This is a genomic window from Streptomyces sp. NPDC050287, from assembly GCF_044459385.1.
Classification (GTDB): domain Bacteria; phylum Actinomycetota; class Actinomycetes; order Streptomycetales; family Streptomycetaceae; genus Streptomyces.
This window is the reverse complement of record NZ_JBITIY010000001.1, coordinates 595,213-622,044: the sequence shown is the minus strand read 5'-3', so window position 1 is coordinate 622,044 and position 26,832 is coordinate 595,213. Positions and strand designations below refer to the sequence as shown.

The following is a 26,832-nucleotide window of genomic DNA, read 5'->3' as shown; positions in this document are numbered from 1 at the left end:
GTACCTCACTGGGCCAGGCCGCCCGTGCACGCGGCGCCCGGCTCGGGCGTCTGCTTGCCCTGCACGAACTTCTGGAAGAACGCGTTGACGTTCGGGTCGCTCGCGCCGGTCACCGTGCGCTGGACCCCCCACGCGGTCAGCATGATCGGGTCCTTCTGCTTGTCGTCCGGGCTCATCAGCGTGTACGGCGTCTGCTTGACCTTCGCCGCCAGCGCGTCCACGTCCGCCTTCTTGGCCTTGGCGGTGTACGTCACCCACACCGCGCCGTGCTCCAGCGAGTGCACGGCGTTCATGTTGTTGAGTTCCTTGGTGTAGACGTCGCCGTTGCAGTTCATCCAGACCTGGTTGTGGTCCCCGCCGACCGGGGGCTCCATCGGGTACTTCACGGTCTTGGTGACATGGGTGCGGCCCAGCGCCCCCTTCCAGGTCCTCACACCGTCCGAGCCTGTGACGAACTTCCCGGTGCTCTTCCCGTCGGCAGCCGTGCCGCTGTCGTCGTCGGACTGCGACTGCACGAGGACCACGGCCCCCACGACGAGGCCCGCGACGACCACCACGCTCGCGGCGACGGTCAGGATCCGGTTTCTCCGCTCCCGGGCCTGCTCGGCGCGCCGCATCTCCTCTATGCGGGCCTTGCGTGACGCGTTGCTGCTGTTCTTGGCGGAGCCCATGAGGTGTCCTTCTGAAAGAGGCCGGTCGGCTGAGCTGATCGTAATAGGGCGGGAAAGGAGTCTCGTAGAGAGGCGACAGGAATGGCCTAAGAGCGGTCGGTGCACTCCCGGCATTACGGATGTCGGTGCGAGCAGGCAAGATGGGCAGCAGAGCAGTACACCCGCCGGACGTGAGGCGTTCACACCGAGGTCTCCCGCACGATCATGGTGCGCAACGCGCATGAAATGCTGTTGTGGTGGGATGCTCGGGTGCCCGACCGCCTCCCGCGGGACCGGAGACAGGCGGCCTGACCAGCAAGGATGGGGAAGCGCAAGATGGACAAGCAGCAGGAGTTCGTGCTCCGGACGTTGGAGGAGCGTGACATCCGGTTCGTACGCCTGTGGTTCACGGACGTGCTGGGCTTCCTCAAGTCCGTCGCCGTGGCCCCGGCCGAACTCGAACAAGCTTTCGATGAGGGTATCGGTTTCGACGGCTCCGCGATCGAGGGCTTCGCCCGGGTCTACGAGTCCGACATGATCGCCAAGCCGGATCCCTCGACCTTCCAGGTCCTTCCCTGGCGCGCGGAGGCCCCCGGCACCGCCCGGATGTTCTGCGACATCCTCATGCCGGACGGCTCCCCGTCCTTCGCGGACCCGCGCTACGTGCTCAAGCGGGCCCTGGCCCGCACCTCCGACCTGGGCTTCACCTTCTACACCCACCCGGAGATCGAGTTCTTCCTGCTGAAGGACAAGCCGTCCGACGGCACCCGGCCGACCCCGGCCGACAACTCCGGCTACTTCGACCACACCCCGCAGAACATCGGCATGGACTTCCGCCGCCAGGCGATCACCATGCTGGAGTCGATGGGCATCTCGGTCGAGTTCTCCCACCACGAGGGCGCCCCCGGCCAGCAGGAGATCGACCTCCGCTACGCCGACGCGCTCTCGACCGCCGACAACATCATGACGTTCCGCCTGGTCATGAAGCAGGTGGCGCTGGAACAGGGCGTCCACGCGACCTTCATGCCCAAGCCGTTCTCCGAGCACCCCGGCTCCGGCATGCACACGCACCTGTCGCTCTTCGAGGGCGACCGGAACGCGTTCTACGAGTCCGGCTCGGAGTACCAGCTCTCCAAGGTCGGCCGCTCCTTCATCGCGGGACTGCTGAAGCACGCGGCGGAGATCTCCGCGGTGACCAACCAGTGGGTGAACTCGTACAAGCGCATCTGGGGCGGCTCGGAGCGCACCGCGGGCGCCGGCGGCGAGGCCCCCTCGTACATCTGCTGGGGCCACAACAACCGCTCCGCCCTGGTTCGCGTACCGATGTACAAGCCCGGCAAGACCGGTTCCGCGCGCGTGGAGGTCCGCTCCCTGGACTCGGGCGCGAACCCCTACCTGGCGTACGCCCTCCTGCTGGCCGCCGGCCTCAAGGGCATCGAGGAGGGCTACGAGCTCCCGCCCGGCGCCGAGGACGACGTCTGGGCCCTCTCCGACGCCGAACGCCGCGCGATGGGCATCGAGCCGCTCCCGCAGAACCTGGGCGAGGCCCTGACCCTCATGGAGCGCAGCGACCTCGTCGCCGAGACCCTCGGCGAACACGTCTTCGACTTCTTCCTGCGCAACAAGCGCCAGGAGTGGGAGGAGTACCGCAGCGAGGTCACCGCGTTCGAGCTGCGGAAGAACCTGCCGGTGCTGTAGCGGTCCGGGCGGCCGGAAATGCCCGCGCTTCTTCGGCGGCGCGGGCACAATGCCCTCATGACTTCGCACCGAAAGGCCGATGCCGCGTAACCGGCCCGGCGCGCTGCGCGCGGCGCAGCGGCTTCGACACCGTCCGCGGCGGTGGGACACCCCCGCCCCGGACCGCATCCACGGCCTGTCGGCCCGGACCAGTCTCGCGATTCACCGGTACGAGGCGCTCTCGGCCGACTACTACGTCTTCCCGGGGGCGACCGACCACGCGCTGCGGCGCTACAGGGCCTTCCTGAGTCCGCCGGGGCGCGGCATCCGGTACCCGTACCTGGACGACTGCTCCTGCCGGGGCTGCTCTCTCCGGGACGTCAGACACGCCCGCGACCTGCTCGGCACGGCACTGCGGAACCTGCCCCCGCGGGCCCGTGCCGAGCTGGGGCGCCTGGTCGCGGCATCGGACGCGGTCTATCTCGCCCGTACCCTGCCGGACCCGTTCGCCGATGTCCGGCGGCAGTGGCGGCCCCGCCTCTGGTGGTACCGCAGATTGGAAGGATGCCGGTACGCCCAGAGCGGGGACGTCTGATGCCGGCGGCTGTCACTCGCCCCGCGCCGCCAGGTCCGCCAGGACCTTGTGCAGTGGTTCCGTCTCGCGGCGGCGGTACTCCTGGATCGCCCAGCCGTTGCCGTCCGGGTCCTTGAAATACATGAAGGTGGCGCCGTCCTGCGGGGCGAACTGCTGGGGTTCGGTGACGTCGACGCCGCGCGCGGTCAGCTCCTCGTAGGCCGCCTTCGCGTCCGTGACGCACAGCTGGAGGCCGTGGTACGTGCCCGGCTGCGGGGTTCCGGTCGGGACCTGGAGGCCGTCGACCAGCACGATGGAGCAGCCGGAGCCGGGCGGGGTCAGCTGGACGATGCGGACGCCCGGCATCACGTCGCCGTCGAGGTCCACGTGGAAGCCCACCTTGTCCCGGTAGAACTCCTTGGCCCGGTCCACGTCGGACACCGGAAGCTGGACCACTTCGAGACTCATCTGCATGGAACGACCCCTTCGTCGCGTTCGTCGCACAGCACGTCACCCGTGGCGCGTCATCGCGTCACACGAACCGCCACCGCGTCTGGCTGAACGGCTCCCCCTTACCGAAGCCGAAAACGGTGTGCGGCGCCACCGCGTAGACGACTGCGTGGCCAGCGCCGTGGTGGAAACAGCCTTCCCGTACTTCGAAGTGCCAGAAATCGCCGTACTTGGTCTCCCACGCGGCGGCCAGTTCCCGTAGCCGGCCGTTGTCCGAGACGCGTACCGCCTCGCCCTCGACGACCAGGTCGTAGCCCTTGTCCCAGATGTTTGTGCCGGTGGTCAGCACGACGTTCGGATTGTGCGCGAGGTTCTTCGCCTTGCGCTCGTCCGGGCCGGTGCAGAAGTGCAGCGCCCCGTGCGCCCACACCGCGGGCAGCGGGGTCACGTGCGGCCGCCCGTCCGGTCGTACCGTCGAGATCCAGAACAGCTCGGCCGCGGCCAGCAGCGCCTCGGCGTCCGCCCAGGCGATCGCGGCGGCCGACTCGTCGCTGTAGCGCGGGTCGAGCCGGGTCTTGGGTTCCTTGTCATTCATCAGCGGCTCTCCAGACGTGTGCTCGCGTGTGCTCGGCGGCTCTGCTGACAGGTCCTACTCCTGGCCTTCCCCGCCCTCACCCGTACCGACCGTCCCGGGCCGTCCCAACTCGGCGCCACCCGCCCCGGCGCTTCTCGCGGCCGCTCCGGTTAGGCTCGGGCGGTACGACCTTGATCGGACGGGAGGCCGGGATGACGGCGGCGCCGGGGCGCAGGAGCAGTACCTTCACGCGGCTGCTGCGGCACGGTTTCACCGATCCCTCCGCCGCCGAGCGCCTGCTGCAGAGCGCCGAGCTGGAGCCCATAAGGAGCGACCCGGTCCTCCTCGACGCGCTCGGTGCCACCGCCGACCCCGACCTCGCCCTGCACGGTCTCGTACGGATGCTGGAGGCCCAGTCCGGCCCCACCGCCCGGCGTGAACTGCTGGACACGGTGATCGCGGCCAAGCCGCTGCGCGACCGGCTGCTCGGGGTGCTCGGTGCCTCCGCCGCGCTCGCCGACCACCTCGCCCGGCACCCGAGCGACTGGCACGCCCTCGTCATGTACGAGCCGCGGGACCTGCACCCCGGGGTGGAGGAGTTCGAGCGCGGTCTCGCGGAGGCCGACGACCCGGTCTCCCTGCGCGTCGCCTACCGGCGCTGTCTGCTGTCCATCGCCGCCCGGGACGTGTGCGGCACCACCGACCTCGCCGAGACCGCCGCCGAACTCGCCGACCTCGCCACCGCGACCCTGCGCGCCGCCCTCGCCCTCGCCGCTGCGGCCGCCCCCGACGACGCCGCGCTGTGCCGGCTCGCGGTGATCGCGATGGGCAAGTGCGGCGGCCATGAGCTCAACTACGTCTCCGACGTCGACGTGATCTTCGTGGGGGAGGCCGTCGAGGGCGCCGACGAGGGCAAGGCCGTCCGGTCCGCCACCAAGCTCGCCTCGCACATGATGCGGATCTGTTCGGAGACGACCGTCGAGGGCTCGATCTGGCCCGTCGACGCCAACCTCCGCCCCGAGGGCAGAAACGGTCCTCTCGTCCGCACGCTCGCCAGCCACCTCGCCTACTACCAGCGCTGGGCCAAGACCTGGGAGTTCCAGGCCCTGCTCAAGGCCCGCCCGGTGGCCGGCGACGCCGAACTCGGCGAGCAGTACGTCGCCGCCCTCGAACCCATGGTCTGGAAGGTGGCCGAGCGGGAGAACTTCGTCTCCGACGTGCAGAAGATGCGCCGCCGGGTGGTCGAGAACATCCCGGTCGCGGAGATCGAGCGGGAGCTGAAGCTGGGGCCCGGGGGTCTGAGGGACGTCGAATTCGCCGTCCAGCTGCTGCAGTTGGTGCACGGCCGGGCCGACGCCTCCCTCAGGAGCGGTACGACTCTGGACGCGCTCCAGGCGCTCGCGACGGGCGGGTACGTCGGACGCGCCGACGCCGTCCAGCTCGACGACGCCTACCGTTTCCTGCGCTCCATGGAACACCGCATCCAGCTCTACCGGCTGCGCCGCACCCACCTCGTCCCCGAGGACGAGGCCGACCTGCGGCGCCTGGGCCGCTCCCTGGGCCTGCGCGCCGACCCGGTCGCCGAGCTGACCCGCGAGTGGAAACGGCACACCGGCGTCGTACGACGGCTGCACGAGAAGCTCTTCTACCGCCCGCTGCTCGACGCCGTCGCCCAACTCTCCCCCACCCTCGAATTCACTCGGGCGGGGGGACCCCCATCCGGCGAGACCAGGTTGAGCCCCGAGGCGGCCCGGGAGCGGCTGGTCGCCCTCGGCTACGCCGATCCGGCGGCGGCACTGCGGCACCTGGAGGCGCTGGCGTCGGGTGTCACCCGGAAGGCCGCCATCCAGCGCACCCTGCTGCCGGTGCTGCTCGGCTGGTTCGCCGACTCCGCCGACCCGGACGCCGGACTGCTGGGCTTCCGCAAGGTGTCGGACGCGCTCGGCAAGACGCCCTGGTACCTGCGGCTGCTGCGGGACGAGGGCGCGGCGGCGGAGAACCTGGCCCGCGTGCTGTCCGCCGGCCGGCTCGCCCCCGACCTGCTGATGCGCGCGCCCGAAGCGGTCGCGCTGCTCGGCGACGGCGACGGGGGAGGACCCGGGGGAGGACTCGAACCGCGCGGGCGGGCCCATCTGGAGCAGGAGATACTCGCCGCCGTGGGCCGGGCGAACGGGGCCGCGCAGGCGGTCACCGCCACCCGTGGGGTGCGTCGCCGCGAACTGTTCCGTACGGCCGCCGCGGACATCGTCCGCTCCTACGGCACCGAGGCCCAGCAGGCGGAGGCCGACCAGGGCGCGCTGGTCGACCAGGTCGGCGCGGCGGTGTCCGACCTGACCGCGGCCACCCTCGCCGGTGCCCTGCGCGCGGTGGTGCGCGACACCTGGGGGGACACCCTGCCCACCCGGTTCGCGATCATCGGCATGGGCCGCTTCGGCGGCCACGAACTGGGCTACGGTTCCGACGCCGACGTGCTGTTCGTGCATGAGCCCTGCGAGGGCGTCGAGGAGCGCGAGGCTTCCCAGGCGGCCAACAAGGTCGTCTCCGAGATGCGCCGGCTGCTCCAGCTGCCCAGCGCCGACCCGCCGCTGCTCATCGACGCGGACCTGCGGCCGGAGGGCAAGTCCGGACCGCTCGTGCGCACCCTCACGTCGTACGAGGCGTACTACCGCCGCTGGTCCCTGGTGTGGGAGGCGCAGGCGCTGCTGCGGGCCGAGCCGGTCGCCGGGGACGAGGAGCTGGGCCGCCGGTTCGTCGAGCTGATCGATCCGCTGCGGTACCCGGAGACGGGGCTCGGCGACGACGCCGTACGGGAGATCCGGCGGCTGAAGGCGCGGATGGAGTCGGAGCGGATGCCGCGCGGCGCCGACCCCAAGCTGCACACCAAGCTCGGGCCCGGCGGGCTGTCCGACGTGGAGTGGACCGTGCAGCTGCTGCAGATGCGGCACGGGGCCCAGGTGCCATCACTGCGCACCACCCGCACCCGTGCCGCCCTCGGTGCCGCCCGCGCGGCAGGCCTCCTCTCGGACGAGGACGCCACGGTCCTCGACGAGGCGTGGGTGCTGGCGACCCGGGTGCGCAACGCGGTGATGCTGGTGCGGGGCCGGGCCGGCGACACGTTCCCGTCGGAGGCCCGGGAGCTGGGAGCGGTGGGCCGCTACCTGGGGTACGAGCCGGGACACGTCGGCGACATGCTGGACGACTACCGGCGTACGGCACGCCGGGCCCGGGGGGTCGTGGACGAACTGTTCTACGGGGGGTGACGGGGCGGACGAAGGGTGACGAACCTACGACTCGGTCGGCAGCAAGGTGTCGTCCGCCGCCTCAGGCTCCCCCGTCTCCGTCTCCGTCTCCGTCCCCGTTCCGGTCCCTGTCCCCGTCTCCTTCGACTTCGTCTTCCCCGGCACCACGCGCGGCAGCGCGTACGGCAGCGCCCCGTGCCAGAGCCGCGCCACCGTGAAGCCGAAGGTGAGACAGAGGACACCGCCCACCGCGTCGAGCCAGAAGTGGTTGGCGGTGGCGACGATGACCACCAGGGTGGTCGCCGGGTAGAGCAGGCCCAGTACCCGCGCCCACGGCACGGACGCCAGCGTGAAGATCGTCAGACCGCACCACAGGGACCAGCCGATGTGCATCGACGGCATCGCGGCGTACTGGTTCGACATGTTCTTCAGGTCGCCGGAGGCCATCGAGCCCCAGGTCTGGTGGACCATGACGGTGTCGACGAAGTGGCTGTCGTTCATCAGCCGCGGCGGGGCCAGCGGATACAGGTAGTAGCCGACGAGGGCGACGCCCGTGGTCGCGAAGAGGACGAGACGGGTGGCGCCGTAGCGGCCGGGATGACTGCGGAAGAGCCAGACCAGGACGCCCAGTGTCACCACGAAGTGCAGCGTCGCGTAGTAGTAGTTCATCCCGACGATGAGCCAAGTCACCGAGTTGACCGCGTGGTTGACCGACTCCTCGACGGCGATGCCGAGACCGTGCTCCGCCTTCCAGATCCAGTCGGCGTTGCGCAGTGCCTCGCCCCGCTGCTCCGGTACCGCGTTGCGGATCAGTGAGTACGTCCAGTAACTCACCCCGATCAGCAGGATCTCGAACCAGATGCGGGGCCGGCGCGGAGTGCGCAGGCGACGCAGGAAACCCCGCTGCTGTGGGGCCGCGACCGCATACGGAACGGCCCGTGCGTGGCCATCCTGTGTCGTCACGGTCGTCTCAGTCATAGGCATAAAGTCTGCCAGAAAGGTGCTTTCTCCCCGATCATCCCCCGGTCGGGTTCGAGCCGCACGTCCTACACCCGTCAGAGGTCCGGAGCCTCCTACCAGCGCACGGCGAAGACCATTCGGCTCCGCCCTGAGGAGGAGCCGGGAAGGAGCCGGGAAGCGGCGGGGAAGGAGTCGGGAAGCGGCCCGGAGTAGCCGGGAAGGAGTTGGGAGAGAACTGAGAAGGGGCCGGGCAGGCGCTAGGAACGCCCGCGTTCCCCGGGGGCCGAAGCGGTCGATCCGCGTACCACCAGCTCCGGCATGAACACGAACTCGCTGTGGGGCGCGGGGGTCCCGCCGATCTCCTCCAGCAGCGTGCGCACCGCCGCCTGTCCCATCGCGGGGACCGGCTTGCGGATCGTGGTCAGCGGAGGGTCGGTGAAGGCGATCAGGGGGGAGTCGTCGAAGCCGACCACCGAGATGTCCTTCGGGACGTCCAGGCCGCGCTGCCGGGCCGCCCGGACAGCGCCCAGCGCCATCATGTCGCTGGCGCACACCACCGCCGTACAGGACCGGTCCATCAGGGCCGTGGCGGCGGCCTGACCACCCTCCAGGGTGTACAGCGAGTGCTGGACCAGCTCCGACTCGATCACGTCCGTGGCCAGGCCCAGCAGCTCCTGCACGGTGCGTACGAAGCCCTCGATCTTGCGCTGCACGGGCACGAACCGCTTCGGGCCCAGTGCCAGGCCGATCCGGGTGTGGCCCAGCGACACCAGGTGGGTCACCGCCAGCGTCATCGCGGCCCGGTCGTCGGGGGAGATGAAGGGGGCCTGCACCTTCGGCGAGAACCCGTCCACCAGGACGAACGGCACGCCCTGGGCGCGCAGCTGCTCGTAGCGCTGCGTGTCGGCGGTGGTGTCGGCGTGCAGCCCGGAGACGTAGATGATGCCGGCCACGCCCCGGTCGACGAGCATCTCCGTGAGCTCGTCCTCGGTGGAGCCGCCCGGGGTCTGGGTGGCCAGGACGGGGGTGTACCCCTGCCTGGTCAGTGCCTGGCCGATGACCTGGGCCAGGGCCGGGAATATCGGGTTCTCCAGCTCCGGGGTGATCAGGCCCACCAGGCCCTCGCTGCGCTGCCGCAGCCGCACCGGGCGCTCGTAGCCGAGCACGTCGAGGGCGGCCAGTACGGACTGGCGGGTGGTGGCGGCGACGCCCGGCTTGCCGTTGAGGACGCGGCTGACGGTCGCTTCGCTCACCCCCGCCTGAGCAGCGATGTCGGCAAGCCGTGTGGTCACAGGGTGGGACTGTACCGGCCAGGTGTCCCCTTGCACACCGAACCGGCGCCTCGGGCGGTTCGGTGACCGGCCCGCCCCGGGCTGTGGGGTCATCGCGCTCCCTCATGAAAGTGTCGGCAAGAGCTTGCAGAGTCTTGCACAGGCCACCCAAACCGCTCTACGACCGTAATCAAGCGTCTCATGGCGGTCGCCGACGGGTCACGTCCGGATAACTTCGAAGATCTCTTGCACTTTTTTGCTGCAAGGTCTTTCGAGGCGATTGCAACGCTGTTACGTTCGGCGACGCCCGGCGCGGCGCAACGACGCAGTCGGCAAGTCGACAGGACCGCGGACGGGACCGCTGTTCTGTGAGCACACGGGCTTTTCACCCTCAAGGAGAACTCATGCGGCGTGGCACAGTGGCCACCGCGCTGGTGGCGTCCCTCGCCCTCGCGGCGACGGCCTGCGGCGGAAGTGACGGCGACGGCAAGGCCGACGGTCCGGTCACCATCACCTGGTGGGACACCTCCAACGCCACCAACGAGGCACCGACGTACCAGGCCCTCGTCAAGGAGTTCGAGGCCGCCCACAAGGACGTCAAGGTCAACTACGTCAACGTCCCCTTCGACCAGGCGCAGAACAAGTTCGACACCGCCGCCGGCTCCAAGGGCGCCCCGGACATCCTGCGCTCCGAGGTCGGCTGGACCCCCGCCTTCGCCAAGAAGGGCTACTTCCTGCCGCTGGACGGCACCGAGGCCCTCGCCGACCAGGCGAAGTTCCAGCCCAACCTGATCGAGCAGGCCAAGTACGAGGACAAGACGTACGGCGTGCCGCTGGTCACCGACACCCTCGCGCTGGTCTACAACAAGGAGCTCTTCGACAAGGCCGGCGTCCAGGCACCGAAGACCTGGGACGACCTGAAGAAGGCCGCCGCCACGATCAAGGACAAGACCGGCGTCGACGGCTACTGGGGCTCCACCCAGGCCTACTACGCGCAGAGCTTCCTCTACGGCGAGGGCACCGACACCGTCGACGCCGGTGCCAAGAAGGTCACCGTGAACTCCGCGCCCGCCAAGAAGGGCTACCAGACCTGGCTGGGCCTCTTCGACGGCAAGGGCCTGCACAAGGCCGACACCACCGCCGACGCCTACGCCCACATCCAGGAGGCGTTCGTCAGCGGCAAGGTCGCCGCGATCGTCCAGGGCCCGTGGGAGATCACCAACTTCTACAAGGGCTCGGCCTTCAAGGACAAGAACAACCTCGGCATCGCCACCGTCCCGGCCGGTTCCACCGGCAAGGCGGGCGCCCCGACCGGCGGCCACAACCTGTCCGTCTACGCCGGTTCGGACGCCGCCCACCAGAAGGCCGCGCTGACGTTCGTCAACTTCATGACCTCCGCGAAGTCCCAGACGACCATCGCGCTGAAGAACTCGACGCTGCCGACCCGTGGTGACGCCTACACCGCCGAGGTCAAGGCGGACCCGGGCATCGCCGGCTTCCAGACCGTCCTGCCCGCCGCCCAGCCGCGCCCGGCCCTGCCCGAGTACAGCTCCCTGTGGGGCCCGCTGGACACCGAGCTGCCGCAGATCGCCGGCGGCAAGGAGTCCCTGGACGACGGCCTGGGCAAGGCGGAGACCTCGATCGCCAAGCTGGTCCCGGACTTCAGCAAGTGACCCCGCGTGGCCGCCGGATCCCCCGTGAACCGGGGGAGGGATCCGGCGGCCACCGGCCTGCGCTCAGGCCCACCCCTGATCTTCCAGAAAGTGTCGAACCCATGACAGTCGCCATCGACCGCGCGACCGGCAAGCGCCACGGTGACCGCGCGCCGCGCCCCGGGCCGGTCCAGCGTCTCCGGCACGGCTACCAGAAGCACTGGTACGCGTACGCGATGATCGCCCCGGTGGTGATCGTGCTCGGCGTCCTCGTGCTCTACCCCTTGGTGTACGGGCTCTACCTCACGCTCACCGACGCCAACAGCCTGAACACCGCCCGCACGATCGGCGTCAACCACATCGACGCCACTTACAAGTTCATCGGCCTCGACAACTACGCCGACATCCTGTGGGGCGACACGGCCTACGACCGCTTCTGGTCGCACTTCATCTGGACCGTCGTGTGGACGGCGCTCTGCGTCACCCTGCACTACACGATCGGCCTCGGCCTCGCCCTGCTGCTCAACCAGAAGCTGCGCGGCCGCACCTTCTACCGGCTGGTGCTGATCCTGCCGTGGGCCGTGCCGACCTTCGTCACCGTCTTCGGCTGGCGCTTCATGCTCGCGGACGGCGGCATCATCAACTCCGCCCTGGACGCACTGCACCTGCCGGCGCCGCTGTGGCTGGAGGACACCTTCTGGCAGCGGTTCGCCGCGATCATGGTCAACACCTGGTGCGGTGTCCCCTTCATGATGCTGTCCCTGCTCGGCGGCCTCCAGGCCATCGACACCTCGCTGTACGAGGCCTCGGAGATGGACGGCGCGAACGCCTGGCAGCGCTTCAGGTACGTCACCCTGCCTGGGCTGAGGTCCGTCAGCTCCACCGTCGTGCTCCTCGGTGTCATCTGGACCTTCAACCAGTTCGCGATCATCTTCCTGCTGTTCGGCAACACCGCCCCGGACGCCCAGATCCTGGTCACCTGGGCGTACTACCTGGGCTTCGGACAGCAGCCACGTGACTTCGCGCAGTCGGCCGCCTACGGCATCCTGCTGCTGGCCATCCTGATCGTCTTCACCTCCTTCTACCGCCGCTGGCTGAACCGCAATGACCAGCAGCTCGCGATCTGAGGCGGGAGTCCCCATGAGTACGCCGAGTACGCCGAGTACGCCGAGCACACCGAGTACGCCGATTCCGACGAGCGCGACGCGCACGACGAATCCGACGAGTCCGACCGCGGTCGAGACCTCCTCCGCCGCCGCCGCGGCCGGCCGGAACACCCCGGCCGCCCCGAAGCGGGGCACGCGCCGCGGCGAGAGCACGCCCGCCGTCCGCCTCGTCTCCCACGGCATCCTGATCGCCGCGAGTCTGGTGGCGCTGTTCCCCGTGGCCTGGCTGGTCTATCTGTCCCTCGGCCCGGACAAGGACGACTATCTGCACCCGGGCGGCATCTGGGACAAGATGACGTTCGACAACTACACGTTCGTCCTGGAGCACACGAAGTTCTTCGACTGGCTGCAGACCACGATGATCGTCACGCTCGGCACCACCGCCATCGGCGTGATCATCTCGGCGACCACCGGTTACGCGGTCTCGCGCATGCGCTTCCCGGGTTACCGGAAGTTCATGTGGGTGCTCCTGGTCACCCAGATGTTCCCGGTCGCCGTACTCATGGTGCCGATGTACCAGATCCTGTCGGACCTGCAGCTCATCGACAGCTACCTTGGGCTCGTCCTCGTGTACTGCACGACCACCGTCCCGTACTGCGCATGGCTGATGAAGGGCTATTTCGACACCATTCCGTTCGAGATCGACGAGGCCGGACGCGTCGACGGGCTGACCCCCTTCGGTACGTTCGCGCGACTGATCCTGCCGCTCGCCAAGCCGGGCCTGGCGGTCGCCGCGTTCTACAGTTTCCTCACCGCCTTCGGCGAGGTCGCGTTCGCGGCCACGTTCATGCTGTCCGACACGAAGTACACCTTCGCCGTCGGTCTGCAGACCTTCGTCAGCGAGCACGACGCGCAGCGCAATCTGATGGCCGCCACCGCGGTACTGATCGCGATACCCGCCGCCGCGTTCTTCTACTTCGTGCAGAAGAACCTGGTGACCGGCCTCACCTCGGGCGGCACGAAGGGCTGAGTCCCGCCACCGGCGAGCCACCGGACCCCCGCGCCTCACCGCGCGGGCGGCGGCCGCGGTGTCCATCCGACCCCGCAGACACCGCGGCCGTCTCTCACCCGCTGCCGTACGTAATCTCGACAGCTGTGCGTAATCTCGACAACAGCCTCACGACAACCTCGAAAACAGACCCACGACCACCTCGACACCCTCCACGACCGAACCCCGTTACGCACCAAGGACGCCATGAGCCAGCAGCACTCCGCCGACCCGGCCCCGACCCCCTTTTCTGAAGCGGCCGTCGCCACTGTCGCCAAGCGCCGCGACTGGTGGCGGGACGCCGTGATCTACCAGGTCTATCCGCGCAGCTTCGCCGACAGCGACGGCGACGGCATGGGCGACCTGGAGGGCATCCGCACCCGACTGCCGTACCTGCGCGACCTCGGCGTGGACGCCGTGTGGCTCAGCCCCTTCTACGCCTCCCCGCAGGCCGACGCCGGCTACGACGTGGCCGACTACCGGGCCGTGGACCCCATGTTCGGCAACCTCCTGGACGCCGACGCGCTGATCCGCGACGCTCACCGGCTCGGCCTGCGCATCATCGTCGACGTGGTCCCCAACCACTCCTCCGACCAGCACGAGTGGTTCAGGCGGGCGGTCGCCGAGGGCCCCGGCTCACCGCTGCGGGAGCGCTACCACTTCCGCCCGGGAAAGGGCCCGAGCGGCGAACTCCCGCCCAACGACTGGGAGTCGATCTTCGGCGGCCCGGCGTGGACGCGGGTCACCGAGCCGGACGGCACCCCGGGGGAGTGGTACCTTCACCTCTTCGCCCCCGAACAGCCCGACTTCAACTGGGACCACCCGGCCGTCGGCGACGAGTTCCGCTCCATCCTGCGCTTCTGGCTCGACATGGGCGTCGACGGCTTCCGGATCGACGTGGCCCACGGCCTGGTGAAGGCGGAGGGGCTCCCGGACCTGGGAACCCACGATCAGGTCAAACTGCTGGGCAACGATGTCATGCCGTTCTTCGACCAGGACGGCGTGCACGCGATCTACCGCCAGTGGCGCAGAGTCCTCGACGAGTACGCGGTAAATGAGAAAGGGCCCGAAGGGCCATCCTTGGAAGGGCGGGGGCGGGAGACGGGTGGGCGGATCTTCGTCGCCGAGGCGTGGACCCCGACCATCGAGCGCACCGCCAACTACGTCCGCCCCGACGAGCTCCACCAGGCCTTCAACTTCCAGTACCTGAGCACCGACTGGGACGCGGACGAGCTGCGCGCCGTCATCGACCGCACCCTGGAGGCCATGCGCCCGGTCGGCGCCCCCGCCACCTGGGTCCTGTCCAACCACGACGTCACCCGCCACGCCACCCGCTTCGCCAACCCGCCCGGCCTCGGCACCCAGATCCGCCTGGCGGGCGACCGTGAACTCGGCCTGCGCCGGGCCCGGGCGGCGACCCTGCTGATGCTGGCGCTGCCCGGATCGGCGTACGTCTACCAGGGCGAGGAGCTCGGCCTCCCGGACGTCGTCGACCTGCCCGACGAGGTCCGCCAGGACCCCGCCTACTTCCGCGGTGCCGGCCAGGACGGCTTCCGCGACGGCTGCCGGGTGCCGATCCCCTGGACGCGCACGGGATCGTCGTACGGCTTCGGCGGCCGAGGCAGCTGGCTGCCGCAGCCGGCGGGCTGGGGCGAGCTGAGCGTCGAGGCCCAGACCGGCGTCGCGGGCTCCACCCTGGAGCTCTACCGGTCCGCCCTCGCCGCCCGTCGCGAGCAGCCCGACCTGGGCGCGGGCGACTGCGTGGAGTGGCTGCGGGCCCCCGAGAGCGTTCTCGCCTTCCGGCGCGGGGAGTTCGTGTGTGTCACCAACACCGGCGGCGAGTCGGTGACGACTCCGGCGTACGGCCGCGTCCTGCTCGCCAGCCGTGAGGTGACCGAGGCGGACGGCGAGATGAAGGTGCCGGCGGACGCGACGGTGTGGTTCACCACGCGTCTCTGAAAGTTCCCGTATCAACTTCACACGGCCCGCTGCCTTTTCAGGCGGCGGGCCTTTAGCATCTGCGTCACCGCAAGCTGCCTGAAACCTTGCAGCAAGAACCTTCAACGGTGAAGGACCCCACATGGCACGCAGGACCCTCCCAGGGGTTTTCGCCCTCGCGGCCACCGCTGCGATTGGCATGAACCCAACCGCCGCGCAAGCCTCCCCGCCCGGCACCAAGGACGTCACCGCCGTCCTCTTCGAGTGGAACTTCGCCTCGGTGGCGAAGGAGTGCACCAGCACACTCGGGCCGGCCGGTTACGGATACGTCCAGGTCTCGCCGCCCGCCGAGCACATACAGGGCGCGCAGTGGTGGACGTCGTACCAGCCCGTCAGTTACAAGATCGCCGGGCGGCTCGGCGACCGCACCGGCTTCCGGACCATGGTGAACACCTGCCACGCGGCCGGCGTGAAGGTTGTCGTCGACAGCGTCATCAACCACATGTCGGCGGGCACCGGCACCGGCACCGGCGGCTCGGACCACACCAAGTACGACTATCCCGGCCTGTACTCGTCGTACGACTTCGACGACTGCACCGGCCAGGTCACCGACTACCGGGACCGCTGGAACGTGCAGCACTGCGAACTGGTCGGCCTCGCCGACCTGGACACCGGTGAGCCCTACGTCCGCGGTGCGATCGCCGGCTACCTGAACGACCTGATCGGTCTCGGAGTCGACGGCTTCCGCATCGACGCGGCCAAGCACATCGACGCGGCCGACCTCGCGAACATCAACTCGCGGCTGACGAACCCCAACGCGTACTGGAAGCTTCCTCGCCGTTGAATTCCACCAGGTCGCACTCGAAGTCCGTACACACCGACCGCATGATCTCCTTCATCCGCCTCAAGTGGGCATCGGTGAACACCTTGTGCCGGAACCTGGTCAAGAAGACCAAGTGCACATGCATCATGAAGCACAGTGCCGACCAGTTCTGATCTCCTGCATCTCACCCATCACCCAAGTATGTAGCGTGACGGTCATGCAGCTCAGGTACAGCTTCCGCCTGTACCCGGACACCGGCCAGCAGACCGCGTTGGCGAAGGCGTTCGGATGCGCCCGCGTCGTGTTCAACGACGCGGTCCGCGCCCGTGAAGACGCTCGTAAGGCCGAGCAGCCGTTCCCGACGGCCGGTCAGTTGTCCACGCGTCTGATCACCGAGGCCAAGCGGACAGCGGAACGGTCCTGGCTGGGTGAGGTCTCCGCGGTGGTGCTCCAGCAGTCCCTACGGGACGCCGAGAGCGCCTACCGCAACTTCTTCGCCTCCCTCAAGGGCACCCGCAAAGGCCCCAGGACGGGCCCGCCCCGCTTCAAGTCCCGCAAGGACGCCCGGCAGTCGATCCGGTTCACCGCCAACGCCCGCTGGAGCATCACCGGCAGCGGCCGTCTGAACCTGCCGAAGATCGGCGCGGTGAAGGTGAAGTGGTCCCGCACGCTGCCCACCACTCCCACCTCCGTCACCGTCATCAAGGACGCCGCGGGCAGGTTCTTCGCCTCCTTTGTCCTTGACACCGATCCCGCCGCCGACGCGACCCGGATGCCCGACACCGACCGCACCCTGGGCATCGATCTCGGCCTGACACACTTCGCAGTCCTCTCCGACGGCACGAAGATCGACTCCCCGCGCTTCTTGCGGCGCGCGGAGAAGAAACTGAAGAAGGCCCAGCAGGAGCTGTCCCGCAAGCAGAAGGGATCAAAGAACCGGGCCAAGGCCCGTCTCAAGGTCGCCCGCGCCCACACCAAAGTTGCTGACGCACGCCGCGAATTCCACCACCAGCTCTCCACGAAACTGATTGCCGAGAACCAAGGGATCGCCGTGGAGGATTTGTCGGTGGCGGGACTGGCGCGCACGAAGCTGGCCAAGTCCGTGCACGATGCCGGATGGGCATCGTTCATCAGCATGCTGGCGTACAAAGCAGAACGGTACGACCGTACCCTGGTCAAGACCGGCCGGTTCACACCGACCTCCCAGACCTGCTCCACCTGCGGTATCAAGGACGGACCCAAACCCCTGAACGTCCGGGAATGGACCTGTACCGCCTGCGGCACCGTCCACGACCGGGACACCAACGCCGCGATCAACGTGAAGACGGCCGCCGGACTGGCGGTATCAGCCTGCAGAGCGCCGGTAAGACCAGGAGCAATCCCGGCACAGCGCGAAGAAACAGGAAGCCACGGAATCCCGACCGAACCCCGTGCCGCGTAGCGGCACAGCAACGATCGACAAGGCCAGAATCCTCGCCCTTCAGGGTGAGGAGCAAGTCAATACCAGCGACTCCTCGCCGACGGCTCGGTCGCCGACAGCACCTGCTGTGCCGGCACCGCCACCGAGAACGCCATGACGGGCAAGCTGGTCGTCGACTCGATCGTCACCTGGGCCAGGCAGTACAAGGTCGACGGGTTCCGCTTCGACCTCATGGGCCACCACCCGAAGGCCAACATCCTCGCGGTCCGCAAGGCCCTGGACGCGCTGACCCTCGCGAAGGACGGCGTCGACGGCAAGAAGATCATCCTGTACGGCGAGGGCTGGAACTTCGGCGAGGTCGCCGACGACGCCCGCTTCGTGCAGGCCACGCAGCAGAACATGGCCGGGACGGGGATCGCGACCTTCTCCGACCGCGCCCGTGACGCCGTACGCGGCGGCGGCCCCTTCGACGAGGACCCGGGCGTCCAGGGCTTCGCGTCCGGCCTGTACACCGACCCCAACTCCTCGACGTCGAACGGGACCGAGGCCGAGCAGAAGGCCCGCCTCCTGCACTACCAGGACCTGATCAAGGTCGGCCTGAGCGGCAACCTCGCGGCCTACCGCTTCACCGACACAGACGGCAAGGAGGTCACCGGCGCCGACGTCGACTACAACGGCCGGCCCGCCGGCTACGCGGACGCCCCCGGAGACGCCCTCGCCTACGCCGACGCCCACGACAACGAGTCACTCTTCGATGCCCTGACGTACAAACTGCCCGCCGGGACCAGCCCGGCCGACCGCGCCCGGATGCAGGTCCTCGCCCTGGCCACGGCCACCCTCTCCCAGGGCCCGGCCCTCTCCCAGGCCGGCACCGACCTGCTGCGCTCCAAGTCCCTGGACCGCAACTCCTACGACAGCGGCGACTGGTTCAACGCCGTCCACTGGAACTGCCGGGACGGCAACGGCTTCGGACGCGGACTGCCGAGGGCGGCTGACAATGCCTCCAAGTGGCCGTACGCCAAGCCTCTGTTGAGCACGGTGAGCGTGGGCTGCGAGCAGATCGAGGGCGCCTCGGCCGCGTACCGGGATCTGCTGAGAATCCGTACGACGGAGCAGGCCTTCTCCCTCGACACGGCCGGCCAGGTGCAGTCGGCGCTCTCCTTCCCGTTGTCCGGGAAGGACGAGACACCCGGCGTGATCACCATGCGGCTCGGTGACCTGGTCGTGGTGTTCAACGCGACCCCGCAGGCGCGGCGGCAGCGGATCGACGCGCTCGCCGGGACCGGCTACCGGCTGCATCCGGTGCAGGCGTCGGGAGCGGACCCTATCGTCAAGTCGTCCTCGTACGAGCGGGAATCGGGCACGTTCGCCGTTCCGGGACGATCCGTGACCGTATTCTCGCCAGTTTCCTGACAAGGGCATTACGGTGGTGGGGCAGACCCTGAATCCCGGTCTGTCCCACCTGTGTGTCCCAGGGGCTGACAGATGGACGTCAACGACAAGCAGACCGGCACGACCGTGCTGGTCGTGGACGACGTGGCGGACAGCCGGTACGCGCTGGCTGCCGTGCTCAGCCGCGCCGGTCACCGGGTCGTCTCCGTCGCCACCGGCTACGAGGCGCTGACCGAACTCGACATTCGGCTGCGCAAGGGAAACGTGCCCGACGTGGCCCTGATCGACGTGAACCTGCCGGACATGAGCGGCTTCGAACTGTGCCGCCGGCTCAAGGAGCGGCCACGCATGGCCGGCCTGCCCGTCGTGCACTGCTCGGCCGGCGCCGCGGTCCCGGGCGACCGCTGCCAGGCGCTGGACGAGGGCGCCGAGGCCTATCTGACGATGCCCGCCGAGCCCGAGGCGATCGAGGCGGCGGTCCGGGCCGCGGTACGCGCCGGCCGGATGCGGGCCGACGGCCAGGCGCAGGTACGGCGGCTGACACTGCTGTCGGAGGCGATCGTCACCATCCAGGCGGCGCGTTCCCTGCAGGAACTCGCCGACGCCGCCGCCGACGCCACCGCGCGGCTCACCGGCTCGCCCGCCGCCGTCTTCGTCCTCGACCACGACGACAAGCTGTACCGCGGCCTCTCCCGGGACCGCACCTCGGTCGCGCTGCCGGACGAGGGCGCCCACCGGACCGTGGCGGGTGTGCTGCGGCGGCTCACCCGCGGGCAGGCCGGGGTGCAGATCACCACGGTCCCCGCACCGCTGTGGCCCACCGGGTTCTTCCGGCCCGGCGTGCAGCACGACGCCCGGCTGGCCCTGACCGTCACCCAGGACGGCAAGGCCCCGGTGTGTCTGGCCGCCCCCACCCGCGGGCTGCGCCGGGCGGGCCCCGAGGCCGAGGCCCTGCTGGCCCGGCTCGCCCAGGCCACCGCGCTCGCCGCCGAACCGCTGCTCATGTACCAGGTCGAGCGGCATGTCGCCCTCACCCTCCAGCACAGCTTCCTGCCCCAGCCGCACCGGCTGCCGGAACTGCCCGGCCTCGACGTCGTGGTGCGCTATGTGCCCGCGTCCCGGGAGACCGAGATCGGCGGCGACTTCTACGCCGCGCTGCGAACCCGCGAAGGTGCCCTCGCCGCCGTCGGCGACGTGGTCGGTCACTCGCTGGAGGCGGCCACCGTCATGGTCGAGATCCGGCACGCGCTGCGCGCCTACTGCGTCGACGAGAGCGACCCGGCGGTGCTCGCCGAACGCCTCGACCGGATGCTCCAGCACTACCACCCCGACGTCACCGCCACCGTCTGCCTGGCCCTGATCGACCCCGACACCGGACGCACCCGCATCGCCAACGCCGGCCACATCCCGCCCCTGATCATCCGGGATACCAACAGCGCCGACTACGCCAAGGCCGGCGGGCCCCTGCTCGGCCTGGGCCTGCCCCACCCGCCGCCCACCGAGCTGTTCCTCGAACCCACCGACCGGCTCCTCATGGTCACCGACGGTCTGATCGAGACCCGGGGCACGGACCTGGAGGTCTCGATGGAACAGCTCCGTGCCGCGGCCTCCGGCTCCCTGCCCGGCCCGGACGCCCTCTGCGACACCCTCCTGGCCTGCTTCGGCCACGAACGCGAGGACGACATCGCGATGCTGGCGCTGCAGCTGAAGAACTAGGGTGGGCCCTGTTGCCTCAGAACAGGAGTGCTCATGCCGCAGATCACCGTCGACTACTCCGCCACCCTGGCGCCCGCTTTCGACCGGGAAGGTTTCGCCGAGGCACTGCACACGGCGGCGGTCGAGATCGCGGCGGCGAAGCCGGAAGCCTGCAAGACACAGTTCCGTCCGTCCGCGTACACGCTGGTCGGGCACGAGGACGAGGGACACGGCGTCGTCCATGTCACCATCGGGCTGCTCGCCGGGCGTACCGAGGAGGCCAAGGCGAGACTGACTCAGGCCGTCGTGGAGCTGCTCGCCAAGCACATCGAGGGCGACGGTTTCGTGCTGCACGCCTCCGCCGAGGTGCGTGACCTCGACCCGTCGTACCGCAAGGTCGAGCGCTGACCGTTCCGCACGGGCCGCCCCAGGCCGTTGCGGCTGGGGTTGTTCGCGCCCAGGCGGTTCCCGCTGGGGTTGTTCGCGCCCAGGCGGTTCCCGCTCGGGTTGTTCGCGCCCAGGCGGTTCCCGCTCGGGCCGTTCGTGCTCCGGCCGTTCCGCTCGGGCCGTTCGTGCTCAGGACGCCAGCGCGACCATCCGCTGCACCAGGTCGCTGAACGGCCCGTCGCCCGGCTCGTCCTTGAGCATGCGGCGCAGAAGCACCCTCATCTCCGCGTCGTGGGTCGCGCTGACGGCCGCGAGCGCGGCGAAGTCGTGCACGAGCTGCACCTCCAGCTCGGCCCGCGGGATGTCCCGGCCGTCCAGCCAGATCAGCGCTGTCGACTCGGCGAGCGAGATCCAGGAGCGGACGACCAGTTCCAGCCGCGCGGGCGGATCCGTCACGCCGAGATGCGAAAGAATCTGGTCGTAAGCGACCTGCCGAACGGAGTCGATGAGCGCGTTCGTCGCCGAGACCGCGCTCATCGACGCGGCGCCGCCCACGGTGACCGCCGGGCCGCCCCGCATCAACGCCGAGAAACCGGGGCCGTGCTCCTCGACGAAGTCGAAGAACCGGCCCATCACCCGCAGCAGCCTGGCTCCCAGCGGACCCTCGTGCGGTTCCGTGAACCGGCTCGCGAGATCCTCGGCGGCACGCTTCAACGCGGCCTCGTACAGGCTGAGTTTGCCGGGGAAGTAGTGGTAGACGAGCGGCCGGGAGATGCCCGCGGCCACGGCTATCTCGTCGATGGAGACCTCGTCGGGCGACCGGCGGCTGAACAGGTCGAGTGCGACGCCGATCAGCTGCTGCCGCCGCTCCTCGACACCCATCCTGCGGCGCACCACGGTAGTCATGCGAACACCTTACCGATCGAATCCGGCCCTGAACGGACGGGACCGGCCAACGGTGTTCACTTGTCCAGCGGGAGAGGCTCTCACTCCGCGCCCGCGGCCCATGGCTCGACACCTGCCCACAGCGGACGCCGGCGGTCGAGTCCACCCCGTCCGCCAACGCCCGTCCACGGTCAGCCTGTTGCGGTGACCGGCAGCATGTGCCCGCCGGTGTCGGCTAGCCGAGGCCGCTGATCGACCGCCCGCTCTCCAAGGTCCCCTCCAGTCCGGCCTGGGCGCCCTGCCGGGTCTTCACGGTCAGCAGGTTGCCGTTGGCCGTCCCGCGCACTCCGCCCGTCGCGCTGATCGACGAGGTGCCGCGGCTGCCGGCGGCCAGCAGGTACCAGGAGCCCGTGCCCGACTTCCACAGCACACCGGCCAGTACGTGCGGATCGCGGGGGCCGCAGGCGGGCACGTCCTGGGCCCTCGCCGCGACCGCCCCGTACGTGCCGCCCGGCGTGTGGAACTGCGCCATCACGCGCGTGCCGTCGCCCCGCCAGGTCTCGGCCCGGGTGCACACCCAGGCCGCCGAACCTCCCGCACTCTGAGGGCGGGGGGACCCCCATGTCGTTTCACCCGCGTCGGGCAGGGGCTGCGTGGCGAACTCCCAGGCGTTCACGCTCCGTACGCCCGCGGCGCGCATCGCGGACAGGGAGCAGGCGAACGGGGCCCAGGTGCGCTGCGACCGGGCACCGGACGCGTCGTGTGCCGACCCGGGCCGGCCGGTGGTGAGGCGGGCCGGGACCAACTCGCCCAGGTCCGTCAGGAGGCGGGTGCCGGAGGCGTCCGTCACCTGGAGCACGTTCCACGAGGTGCACGCGCCGGTCCGGACGGCGGGGCTGGCCAGCGGCGCGGTGGTGCCGTCGGTCAGGGGCAGGTTCATCACACCGGAGCCCGGCTTCATCAGGTCCCGCTCGGCCGCCTCCTTCACCCAAGGCGCCATCAGGTAACGGACGTTGCCGTCGGCCCGGCTCAGCACCACCGCGCTCGCCTCGGCACTGCTCGCGCCGTCGACCCGCGCGAAGTCGAGCGCGGCACCCTTGGTGCTGTCCTTCGGCTCGGCGTAGCGGGCGACGCGCAGACCGTCGTAGAGGAGCACCACGCGCGCGCTGTCGACGGTTCCCGCGTACAGCAGTTGGGGCGGTCCGGCCGGGCCGCCGGTCGGGGTGCCGGGGGTCGGGGAGACCCGGACGGTCGCGCCGGGGCGGGCCCAGACGGCCAGGGCGCGGCGCAGCAGGCCCTGGTCGCCGGTGAGTTCGCCGCGGGCGGGCCACACGGAGAAGTCGGTGCGCGCGGACGACTGCCAGGTGCCGGGGGCGGCCCTGGTCAGCTTCGCCGGGTCCAGGGCCTCCTGGGCGGAGGGGTTCTGCGCGTAGGCCGGCGCCGCGGCGCCCTCCGGGCCCCTGCCGTCGCCGGGCAGACCGAGCAGCGCCCCGCACACCGCGACCGCGGCGGCCGCGGCGAGCGCCGCCTTCATGTGCTGCCTGCGCCGCATCAGGTCGGTGGGCCGGGCCTGGAGCGAACAGGGGTCGAACTCGGGGGATTCCAGCAGCGCGTACTGCGTGGCCGCCTCGTCCGCGTTGTCCGCCTCGTCCAGCGCGGCGTCCACGTCGTCGACGCCCGCGGCCGTCAGCACGGTGCGTACGTCGTCGTCCGGGAGCTTCTCCAGGCCGCGCAGTACGTACGCGGCGCGGGCCGGGCCGGACAGGGCCGACAGGCGCTGGTCCAGGGCGAGTTCCTCGGCGCCGCCCGAGCGCGGGAAGAGCTTGAGGCCCCACACCTGGGGCAGTGTCGGCGGCAGCTGTGCCCGCTTCGGCCATGCCGTGCGCCTCAGCGGCAGGCCCGCCCGCAGTGCCGCGCGCAGCACCTGGAGGCGGACCAGGGCGTACCCGGGGTCGCCGTCGCGGCCTGTCGACTGGGCCGGGATCACGGGGACGGAGGTGCGGCCCCGGGGCAGGGCCTGCTGGGTGAGGGCGTGCGCGGTCAGCACGCGCCTGCTCCGGCCGAGGCGCGCCGGCAGCACCAGATAGGCGAGCCGGACGAGCCGCGGATAGTGCTCGACGAGTGCGGCCTCGGCCTGTTCGACGTCGACGACCGGGTCGGCGGACGAGGAGGCGGTGGAGGAGGGGCCGGGGCGCGGGGCGACATCCTGTGACTGCACGTTCAGCAGAACGAGCGAATCGATGGTTGGTCACCGCCGGCCTGGCGCGTCAGCCCTCGGGGGCGACCAGGGCCCGCGCGTAGTTCGCCATCGACCGCTGGTAGCGCGGCAGATGGGGGGCCAGGGCGCCGAGGACGAGGGACAAGCCCTCGCGGTCGCGGCCGAGGCTGGACAGGCACAGGGCGAGCGTGGCCCGTACCGCGTCATCCAACTCGTCGGACGGCGCGTCCAGTTCGGGTGTCAGCAGCTTGACACCCTCCTCCGGCTGCCCGGTGTTGCGCAGTGAGCTGGACAGCTGGATCTTGGCTCGGCGCCCCTGGTAGCCGCGCAGCCCGAGGGCCAGCGCCTCCCGGTACAGCGGGACGGCCTGGTCCGAGTGACCGGTCGAGTCCCAGGCGCAGGCCCGCTCGAAAAGGCCGAGGGGGCTGCCGTCCGGCAGTTCGGCGACGAGCGCGTCGATCACGGCCCGGAACTCGGCCCCGTCCTCCTCCGCGTAGTCGTCGAGGGTGGCCCAGGCGGCGGCCACGCGATCTTCCCAGTTTTGGTCCACCGGCCCACTTTCGCACAGGTGTACCCGTCGGGGTACCCGATTTGAGCGCGGAGGGCTCCTCGGCCGTATCGAAGAGGACGGCCCCTCGCCGGGGCCGGCTCAGGCATGGTCTGATACGTGCGACCGGAGGAACAGATGAGGCTGACCCGACCGATACTCGCGCTGAGTGGCGCGGCGCTGGTGTTCGCGCTGGCGGGCTGCGGATCCGGTGCCACTGCCACGAAGCCCGCCGTACCGCAGACGGCGACCGGCAGCCTGGAGCACCTGGCCGCCGAGGTGAAGTGCGCGCCGAACATGCAGACGGACGCGGACGAGATCCGCCAGGCCATCTGCAAGAACTCCGACGGCAAGTTCGTCCTCGCCACCTTCGCCACCGACCGCGGCCAGCGCGAGTGGATCAACGGGGCCAAGGACTACGGAGGTCACTACCTGGTCGGCCGCAAGTGGGTGGCCGTGGGGGAGACCAGCACGATGAACGCGCTGCGCACCAGGCTCGGCGGTGACATCGAGGAGGGCACGGACCACTCGGGGCACGGGTCGGACGAGCCCTCAGCGGGTGCCTCGCACCCGAGTCACTGATATCGAAGGCACAAGAAAGAGAACCGGCGGTGGGAGATCCCACCGCCGGTTCTCTTGTCCGGCTAGCGCGGTGTCACTGGCAGTTCTGGCCGGTGTTGATGCACTGCGCGATCTTGTTGTTCAGGTTGGCCGGCATCACGTTGATGAAGTCGTCGTGATCGGTGGCCGCCTTGTGCAGCTGTTCCGGGAAACCATCGACCGCGAACGCGTTCTTCACCTGGCCGTTCTGGATGACGGGGGTGGGAACGTCGTAGACCAGACGCATCGTCAGTTGCGGGATCGCCTTGAAGCCGTTGGCGCAGTTGCCGTTGGCGTCGGCGAAGGCGACGTGCGTGCGGTGGTTGGCCGAGTCTACGTTCTGGCCGTCCCAGCAGCTCTGGAAGGCGAACGTACGGACCACGCTGCTGCCCTGCGGGCACAGCGGGTACTGCTCGGTGAGCTGCACCTTGTTCTCGAAGCCCGTGCAGCTCCAGTGCGCGTTGGCGTTCGCCAGACCGTTGGTGGTGGTCTTGGCGTCACCGGTGATGATGCGCAGGAACTCCGGCATCGCCACGACCTTGCTCTTCGGGCTGCCGACGTACTTGATCTCCGCCTGCTTGGCCTGGAGGATCTTGCCGACGTTGCCCTCCTTGCCACCGCCGTCCTGGTTCTGGTCGAATTCCTGCGTACCGTCCTGGAGACGCAGCACCGGCCAGTAGTACGACGACTTGTCCTCCTGGTTCTGGCAGGTCGTCTCGGCCGCCGCGAACTTGTTGTTGTCCGCGAAGGCGTCGTTCGACTGGTTGCCCACATAGTCGTGCGTGTGGTGCGCGCCGTTGGCCACGCCGGGCGCCACGATCACGTTGTCGGTGTTGTGGTTGTCGTTCGCGTTCACACCGCACTTGGTGGTGAACGTACCGGTCGACGCCTGGCCGGTCTTGCCGGCCTTCGCCTTGACGTTCGGCTGGACCTTGGTGATGTCCACGAAGTCCGCCGCGACCGGGCCGTTGCCGCCCTGGCCGTTCTGCTGACCGTTGTTGCCCTGCTGGCCGCCGTTCTGCTGGCCGCCGTTCTGCTGGCCGCCATTGTTCTGGCCGCCGTTCTGCTGGCCGCCGTTGTTCTGGCCGCCGTTCTGCTGACCGCCGTTCTGCTGGCCACCGTTCTGGCCGCCGGCGTTGGTCTGCGGGGCGGCGTTCTGCGTGGTGCAGGCGGCGAGCTGGCTCAGGGAACTGTTGAACTGGCCCCCGACCCGCTGGATGTCGATCCGGATCCGGTCGATCGTCGCGGCCCGCTTTTCCTTGAGGGGACCGACGATCGCGTTCTGGACGAAGCCCGAGTCACCTGCCTGGGCCTGGCGCGTGGAGGCGAGCCGGGCGTAGGCCTCGGTGATCTGCTTGTCCAGGAGCGCCAGCTCCTTGTCCACGCCGGAGCGCGCCGAGTTCGGCACGTTCGTCAGCTTCTGGCCCACATCGGGGCAGGCGATCGTCGCCACCTGGGCGGCGGCGGCCTTGGTCTGGTTCTGCGCCGAGTTGTTGGACTCGTGCGCCGAAGCGTAGAAGTTCGCCCAGATCAGCCCGCCCCCACCGAGCGCTAGGGCCGCCGATGCTGCCACGGCCTTCGTGGCCATCGACGAACGGCGTTTACGTGTGTTGCGTCCCATGGAACTCCTCTGACTTCCTTGCGGGGCAGCATCGAGGCGCCCGACAGGAGTGAAGCGGCGCCCTTTGATACGCGGCCCGTCCCACGGGTGTTCAGCCGTCTCAGA

At 69.8% G+C, this 26,832-nt stretch carries 21 protein-coding genes and 2 pseudogenes; 13 read left to right on the top strand and 10 right to left on the bottom strand.

The window, feature by feature from the left end; translation table 11 throughout:
• Window positions 1–5: 5 nt before the first annotated feature.
• Window positions 6–671, bottom strand: coding sequence for a DUF3105 domain-containing protein (locus tag ACIBK3_RS02795; RefSeq protein WP_399361150.1), 666 nt, complete (start codon window positions 669–671; stop codon window positions 6–8).
• Between the two features lie 315 nt (window positions 672–986).
• Between ACIBK3_RS02795 and ACIBK3_RS02790 the strand changes: the two genes are divergently transcribed.
• Together ACIBK3_RS02790 and ACIBK3_RS02785 are read left to right on the top strand one after the other, a co-directional pair.
• Window positions 987–2,348 (top strand): glutamine synthetase family protein, encoded by a 1,362-nt coding sequence (locus ACIBK3_RS02790; RefSeq protein WP_399361148.1) that lies wholly within the window; start codon window positions 987–989, stop codon window positions 2,346–2,348.
• A gap of 79 nt (window positions 2,349–2,427) precedes the next feature.
• Window positions 2,428–2,922: a hypothetical protein gene (locus tag ACIBK3_RS02785; RefSeq protein ID WP_399361146.1), complete on the top strand. Its 495-nt coding sequence runs from the start codon at window positions 2,428–2,430 to the stop codon at window positions 2,920–2,922.
• Window positions 2,923–2,934: 12 nt separating this feature from the next.
• Here ACIBK3_RS02785 and ACIBK3_RS02780 read toward each other — a convergent pair whose 3' ends face one another.
• Both ACIBK3_RS02780 and ACIBK3_RS02775 read right to left on the bottom strand, forming a co-directional pair.
• Window positions 2,935–3,375 (bottom strand): VOC family protein, encoded by a 441-nt coding sequence (locus ACIBK3_RS02780; RefSeq protein ID WP_399361144.1) that lies wholly within the window; start codon window positions 3,373–3,375, stop codon window positions 2,935–2,937.
• A gap of 58 nt (window positions 3,376–3,433) precedes the next feature.
• The gene (locus ACIBK3_RS02775) at window positions 3,434–3,946 is read right to left on the bottom strand and encodes a pyridoxamine 5'-phosphate oxidase family protein (protein WP_399361142.1); all 513 of its coding nucleotides are present in this window, start codon (window positions 3,944–3,946) and stop codon (window positions 3,434–3,436) included.
• Window positions 3,947–4,137: 191 nt separating this feature from the next.
• Here ACIBK3_RS02775 and ACIBK3_RS02770 point away from each other — a divergent pair, with 191 nt between their 5' ends.
• The gene (locus ACIBK3_RS02770; protein ID WP_399361140.1) at window positions 4,138–7,185 is read left to right on the top strand and encodes a bifunctional [glutamine synthetase] adenylyltransferase/[glutamine synthetase]-adenylyl-L-tyrosine phosphorylase; all 3,048 of its coding nucleotides are present in this window, start codon (window positions 4,138–4,140) and stop codon (window positions 7,183–7,185) included.
• Window positions 7,186–7,209: 24 nt separating this feature from the next.
• On the opposite strand, the gene ACIBK3_RS02765 is transcribed toward ACIBK3_RS02770, so the two are convergent.
• Entirely contained in the window at window positions 7,210–8,142 is a 933-nt protein-coding gene (locus ACIBK3_RS02765; RefSeq protein WP_399361138.1) for a phosphatase PAP2 family protein, read from the bottom strand.
• 239 nt (window positions 8,143–8,381) lie between these two features.
• Window positions 8,382–9,416, bottom strand: a complete 1,035-nt coding sequence (locus ACIBK3_RS02760) for a LacI family DNA-binding transcriptional regulator (RefSeq protein WP_399361136.1) — start codon at window positions 9,414–9,416, stop codon at window positions 8,382–8,384.
• A 383-nt stretch (window positions 9,417–9,799) separates the two neighbouring features.
• Between ACIBK3_RS02760 and ACIBK3_RS02755 the strand changes: the two genes are divergently transcribed.
• From ACIBK3_RS02755 to ACIBK3_RS02735, 5 genes and pseudogenes are all read left to right on the top strand, one after another.
• Complete coding sequence (locus ACIBK3_RS02755; protein WP_399361135.1) at window positions 9,800–11,068, top strand: extracellular solute-binding protein; 1,269 nt, start codon at window positions 9,800–9,802, stop codon at window positions 11,066–11,068.
• A gap of 101 nt (window positions 11,069–11,169) precedes the next feature.
• Window positions 11,170–12,174 carry a carbohydrate ABC transporter permease gene (locus ACIBK3_RS02750; protein ID WP_399361133.1) on the top strand — a complete coding sequence of 335 codons (1,005 nt, stop codon included), beginning with the start codon at window positions 11,170–11,172 and terminating at the stop codon, window positions 12,172–12,174.
• Window positions 12,175–12,187: 13 nt separating this feature from the next.
• Window positions 12,188–13,183, top strand: a complete 996-nt coding sequence (locus ACIBK3_RS02745) for a sugar ABC transporter permease (RefSeq protein ID WP_399361131.1) — start codon at window positions 12,188–12,190, stop codon at window positions 13,181–13,183.
• Window positions 13,184–13,408: 225 nt separating this feature from the next.
• On the top strand, window positions 13,409–15,160 hold the full coding sequence (locus ACIBK3_RS02740; protein ID WP_399361129.1) for a glycoside hydrolase family 13 protein: 1,752 nt from the start codon (window positions 13,409–13,411) through the stop codon (window positions 15,158–15,160).
• A 121-nt stretch (window positions 15,161–15,281) separates the two neighbouring features.
• A pseudogene (locus ACIBK3_RS02735) lies at window positions 15,282–15,968 on the top strand (alpha-amylase family glycosyl hydrolase); the annotation flags it as partial.
• Here ACIBK3_RS02735 and ACIBK3_RS02730 read toward each other — a convergent pair.
• The gene (locus ACIBK3_RS02730; RefSeq protein ID WP_399362084.1) at window positions 15,931–16,065 is read right to left on the bottom strand and encodes a hypothetical protein; all 135 of its coding nucleotides are present in this window, start codon (window positions 16,063–16,065) and stop codon (window positions 15,931–15,933) included. The pseudogene ACIBK3_RS02735 and the gene ACIBK3_RS02730 overlap by 38 nt on opposite strands.
• A gap of 114 nt (window positions 16,066–16,179) precedes the next feature.
• Here ACIBK3_RS02730 and ACIBK3_RS02725 point away from each other — a divergent pair, with 114 nt between their 5' ends.
• From ACIBK3_RS02725 to ACIBK3_RS02710, 4 genes and pseudogenes are all read left to right on the top strand, one after another.
• Window positions 16,180–17,403 carry an RNA-guided endonuclease InsQ/TnpB family protein gene (locus ACIBK3_RS02725; protein WP_399361127.1) on the top strand — a complete coding sequence of 408 codons (1,224 nt, stop codon included), beginning with the start codon at window positions 16,180–16,182 and terminating at the stop codon, window positions 17,401–17,403.
• A gap of 60 nt (window positions 17,404–17,463) precedes the next feature.
• Window positions 17,464–18,795 (top strand): annotated as a pseudogene (locus tag ACIBK3_RS02720) (alpha-1,6-glucosidase domain-containing protein); the annotation flags it as partial.
• Between the two features lie 72 nt (window positions 18,796–18,867).
• Window positions 18,868–20,490 carry a SpoIIE family protein phosphatase gene (locus tag ACIBK3_RS02715; protein WP_399361125.1) on the top strand — a complete coding sequence of 541 codons (1,623 nt, stop codon included), beginning with the start codon at window positions 18,868–18,870 and terminating at the stop codon, window positions 20,488–20,490.
• A 33-nt stretch (window positions 20,491–20,523) separates the two neighbouring features.
• Window positions 20,524–20,877, top strand: coding sequence for a 5-carboxymethyl-2-hydroxymuconate Delta-isomerase (locus tag ACIBK3_RS02710; RefSeq protein ID WP_399361123.1), 354 nt, complete (start codon window positions 20,524–20,526; stop codon window positions 20,875–20,877).
• 168 nt (window positions 20,878–21,045) lie between these two features.
• Here the strand turns inward: ACIBK3_RS02710 and ACIBK3_RS02705 are convergent, their stop codons facing one another.
• The 3 genes from ACIBK3_RS02705 to ACIBK3_RS02695 all read right to left on the bottom strand — a co-directional run bounded on the left by ACIBK3_RS02705 (window position 21,046) and on the right by ACIBK3_RS02695 (window position 24,527).
• Window positions 21,046–21,762 (bottom strand): TetR/AcrR family transcriptional regulator, encoded by a 717-nt coding sequence (locus tag ACIBK3_RS02705; RefSeq protein WP_399361121.1) that lies wholly within the window; start codon window positions 21,760–21,762, stop codon window positions 21,046–21,048.
• 214 nt (window positions 21,763–21,976) lie between these two features.
• Window positions 21,977–23,959, bottom strand: coding sequence for a hypothetical protein (locus ACIBK3_RS02700; protein ID WP_399361119.1), 1,983 nt, complete (start codon window positions 23,957–23,959; stop codon window positions 21,977–21,979).
• 49 nt (window positions 23,960–24,008) lie between these two features.
• Window positions 24,009–24,527: a tetratricopeptide repeat protein gene (locus ACIBK3_RS02695; protein WP_399362083.1), complete on the bottom strand. Its 519-nt coding sequence runs from the start codon at window positions 24,525–24,527 to the stop codon at window positions 24,009–24,011.
• Window positions 24,528–24,644: 117 nt separating this feature from the next.
• Between ACIBK3_RS02695 and ACIBK3_RS02690 the strand changes: the two genes are divergently transcribed.
• Entirely contained in the window at window positions 24,645–25,088 is a 444-nt protein-coding gene (locus tag ACIBK3_RS02690; RefSeq protein WP_399361117.1) for a hypothetical protein, read from the top strand.
• Window positions 25,089–25,161: 73 nt separating this feature from the next.
• On the opposite strand, the gene ACIBK3_RS02685 is transcribed toward ACIBK3_RS02690, so the two are convergent.
• Window positions 25,162–26,727 (bottom strand): DUF1996 domain-containing protein, encoded by a 1,566-nt coding sequence (locus tag ACIBK3_RS02685; protein WP_399361115.1) that lies wholly within the window; start codon window positions 26,725–26,727, stop codon window positions 25,162–25,164.
• Window positions 26,728–26,832 lie beyond the last annotated feature (105 nt).